General features: G+C 65.6%; 4 protein-coding genes. All 4 read left to right on the top strand.

Features of this window, described 5'->3' with window-relative positions; all coding sequences use genetic code 11:
- Positions 1-140 precede the first annotated feature (140 nt).
- The gene (locus tag JWQ89_RS19195; RefSeq protein ID WP_299643660.1) at positions 141-1142 is read left to right on the top strand and encodes an ABC transporter ATP-binding protein; all 1002 of its coding nucleotides are present in this window, start codon (positions 141-143) and stop codon (positions 1140-1142) included.
- A complete protein-coding gene (locus tag JWQ89_RS19200; RefSeq protein WP_299643661.1) occupies positions 1139-2098 on the top strand; it encodes an ABC transporter permease in 960 nt (319 codons plus the stop codon). Before JWQ89_RS19195 ends, JWQ89_RS19200 begins: the two co-directional genes overlap by 4 nt.
- Complete coding sequence (locus JWQ89_RS19205) at positions 2088-2915, top strand: ABC transporter permease (RefSeq protein WP_299643663.1); 828 nt, start codon at positions 2088-2090, stop codon at positions 2913-2915. The genes JWQ89_RS19200 and JWQ89_RS19205 overlap by 11 nt, the downstream gene beginning before the upstream one ends.
- Positions 2916-2964: 49 nt before the next feature.
- Positions 2965-3367 (top strand): aldehyde dehydrogenase family protein (locus tag JWQ89_RS19210; RefSeq protein WP_299643666.1); only part of this gene is annotated, 403 nt, incomplete at its 3' end.

A 3367-nucleotide genomic window follows, 5' to 3' on the forward strand; every position in this document is an offset into this window, starting at 1 on the left:
ACCCCCACCCTTGATCCCTCCCCACTAGGGGGAGGGAGACGCAAGAGCTGACAAATGGTGGCAAGCTCAGCTCCGAACGCGCACCTGTCGCATCCCTCCCCCTTGTGGGGATGGACCGAGGGTGGGGGTAGCTACACGCAATGACATCCGCCGTTTCCCTGCAGAACGTCTCGCGCCATTTCGGGGCGGTAAAAGCCCTCGACGAGGTTACCCTCGACGTTGGCGAGGGGGAGTTCTTTGCCATGCTGGGGCCGTCGGGCTCGGGCAAGACCACGTGCCTCAGGCTGATCGCCGGGTTCGAGCAGCCCACGACGGGGAAGATCCGTATCTTCGGCGATGCGGTCGAGGGCGTGCCGCCCTACCGCCGCAACGTCAACACCGTGTTCCAGGACTATGCCCTGTTCCCGCACATGAATGTGCGCGAAAACGTCGAGTTCTCGCTGATGCTGCGCAAGGTCGACCCGGCCACCAGGGCTCGCGAAGCCGAGGCGGCGCTGGAGCTGGTAAAGCTCGGCGGTTATGGCGATCGGCGCCCGGGGCAGCTTTCGGGCGGGCAGCGGCTACGGGTGGCGCTGGCCCGGGCCATCGTCAACAAGCCCAAGGTGCTGCTGCTCGACGAGCCGCTTGGGGCGCTGGACCTCAAGCTGCGCGAGCAGATGCAGGACGAGCTGAAAGCCCTGCAGAAGACCCTCGGCATCACTTTCGTCTTCGTCACCCACGACCAGGGCGAGGCCCTGTCGATGGCCGACCGACTGGCGGTGTTCAATTTCGGCCGGCTGATCCAGGTCGGAACCCCGGAGCAAATCTATCGCAACCCCAGCTCGCGCTTCGTCGCCGATTTCGTCGGCTCCTCGAACGTGCTCGGCCCGGATTTCGTCCACAACATCGTCGGCGAACGGCGCTGGGCCTCGCTGCGCCCCGAGGCGATCCACGTCACCCGTGCCGGCCGGGGGCTTTCGACGCTGAGCGGCACCGTCATGTCGCGCTCCTATCTCGGCGCCATGACCCGGCTCGGCATCGACCTCCATGGCACCCTGCTCCACGCCGTGGTGCCGTCGGCCGACGACCTTCCGGTCGAGGGAGAAACCGTGACCCTCGGCTTCGCCAAGGAGTCGCTGCACCTGATGGAGGACGAGGGATGAGCGCGGTCGCAACCACCGGTTCCGGCGCGATCCTCGCCAACCAGCGCGGGCTTCTGGGCGCGCTCAGCGATGCGTTCTGGCGGCGGCCGAAGCTGCTCGTGTTCCTGCTGCTGCTGCCGGCGCTGCTGTGGCTCGGCATCGTCTACATCGGCTCGCTGTTCGCGCTCCTGCTGCAGAGCTTCTTCTCGATCGACGAGTTCTCCGGCCTGATCAACTACGAGTTCACGCTCAAGACCTATGCCGAGTTGCTGCGGCCGCAGAACCTCGACGTGATCCTCCGCACCGTGATCATGGCCAGTGTCGTGACGATCGCGTCGGCGCTGATCGCGTTCCCCATCGCCTACATGGCGGCGCGCTATGCGCGGGGGAAATGGAAGGCGCTGTTCTACCTGGGGATCATGCTGCCGCTCTGGGCCAGCTACCTGGTCAAGGTCTATGCCTGGAAGCTGATCCTCGCCAAGGAAGGCATCCTCAACTGGGTGTTCGAGCAGCTGCGCCTGACCTGGCTGCTGGACGCCTGGCTGTCGCTGCCGGTGATCGGCGGCAACTCGCTGTCGATCAGCTATACCGGCACCTTCATCGTCTTCCTCTATGTCTGGATGCCCTACATGATCCTGCCGATCCAGGCGGCGATCGAGCGGGTGCCGACCAACCTCCTCGACGCCTCCGCCGATCTCGGCGCAACGCCGCTGCAGACGTTCTGGAAGGTCATCTTCCCCCTGGCGCTGCCCGGCATTGTCGCCGGTTCCATCTTCACCTTCTCGCTGACCCTGGGCGACTACATCATCCCGCAGATCATCGGCACCTCGGCCTATTTCATCGGCCAGGCGGTCTATGCCCACCAGGGCACGGCAGGAAACATCCCGCTGGCGGCGGCCTTCACCGTGGTCCCAATCGTGATCATGGGGCTCTATCTGTGGATGGCCAAGCGCGTGGGGGCGTTCGATGCGCTCTGACAGCCAGCGGGCTGACGCCCGCGCACCCTGGGGCCTGAAGCTCGCCGCCGCGGCCGGGCTGCTGTTCATGCTCGCCCCGATCGCACTGATCTTCCTCTACGCCTTCTCGTCCGAGGAGCGGACCTACCAGTGGCCACCCCCGGGGCTGACGCTGAAGTGGTTCGCCGTGACCTGGAACCGGCCCGATGTCTGGCAGGCGCTGACGCTGTCGGTGCAGGTCGCGGCGGTCTCCACCGCGATTGCGCTGGTGCTGGGGACGCTCTGTGCGGCGGCTGTCTCGGGCTCGAAGTTCTTCGGCCGGGAGACGATCTCGCTGCTGGTCATCCTCCCCATCGCCCTGCCCGGCATCATCACCGGCATCTCGCTCAGGTCGGCATTCAGCCTGATGGAGATTCCGTTCTCGTTCTGGACGATCGTACTCGGCCACGCGACCTTCTGTATCGTCGTCGTCTACAACAATGCCGTGGCGCGGTTCCGCCGCACCTCCGGGTCGATGATCGAGGCGGCGATGGATCTCGGCGCCGACAAGTTCCAGACCTTCCGCCACATCATCCTGCCCAATATCGGTACGGCGCTGCTGGCGGGCGGCATGCTGGCCTTCGCGCTGAGCTTCGACGAAGTGATCGTCACCACCTTCACCGCCGGCCAGCAGCAGACGCTGCCGATCTGGATGCTCGAGGAACTGGTGCGGCCGCGGCAGCGCCCGGTGACCAATGTCGTCGCCATGGTGGTGGTGATCGTCACGCTGCTGCCGATCCTCCTCGCCTTCTACTTCAGCCGCGGCGGCGACCAGACCGTCGCGGGCGTGGGCAAATGATGGTCCGGCGCATGTTGACCCCCAGTTCTATCGTTCGGGAGACAGACCAATGAATACCGAAATGCTGATCGGCGCGCGCTTCGAGGCGGGGACGGAAACCGAGGAGCAGGTGCTCAATCCCCGGACCGGGGAGCTGATCAAGGGCATCGCCGAAGCCTCGGATCGCCAGATCGATGCGGCGGTCGCGGCGGCGGAAAGGGCGTTCAAGGGCTGGTCGCGGACGACGCCAGCCCAGCGTTCGGGGTACCTGCTCAAGATCGCCCAGGCGATCGAGGACGATGCGGACGCGTTCGCGGCGCTCGAGGCGCTGAACTGCGGCAAGCCGATCAATGCGGTGAGGAACGACGAAATCCCGGCGATCGTCGATTGCTGGCGCTTCTTTGCCGGCGCAGTGCGCAACATGCAGGGCTCGATCGCGGGCGAATATCTCCCCGGCCACACCTCGATGATCC

The sequence above is a fragment of the Devosia sp. genome (genome assembly GCF_028290645.1).
GTDB lineage: Bacteria > Pseudomonadota > Alphaproteobacteria > Rhizobiales > Devosiaceae > Devosia_A.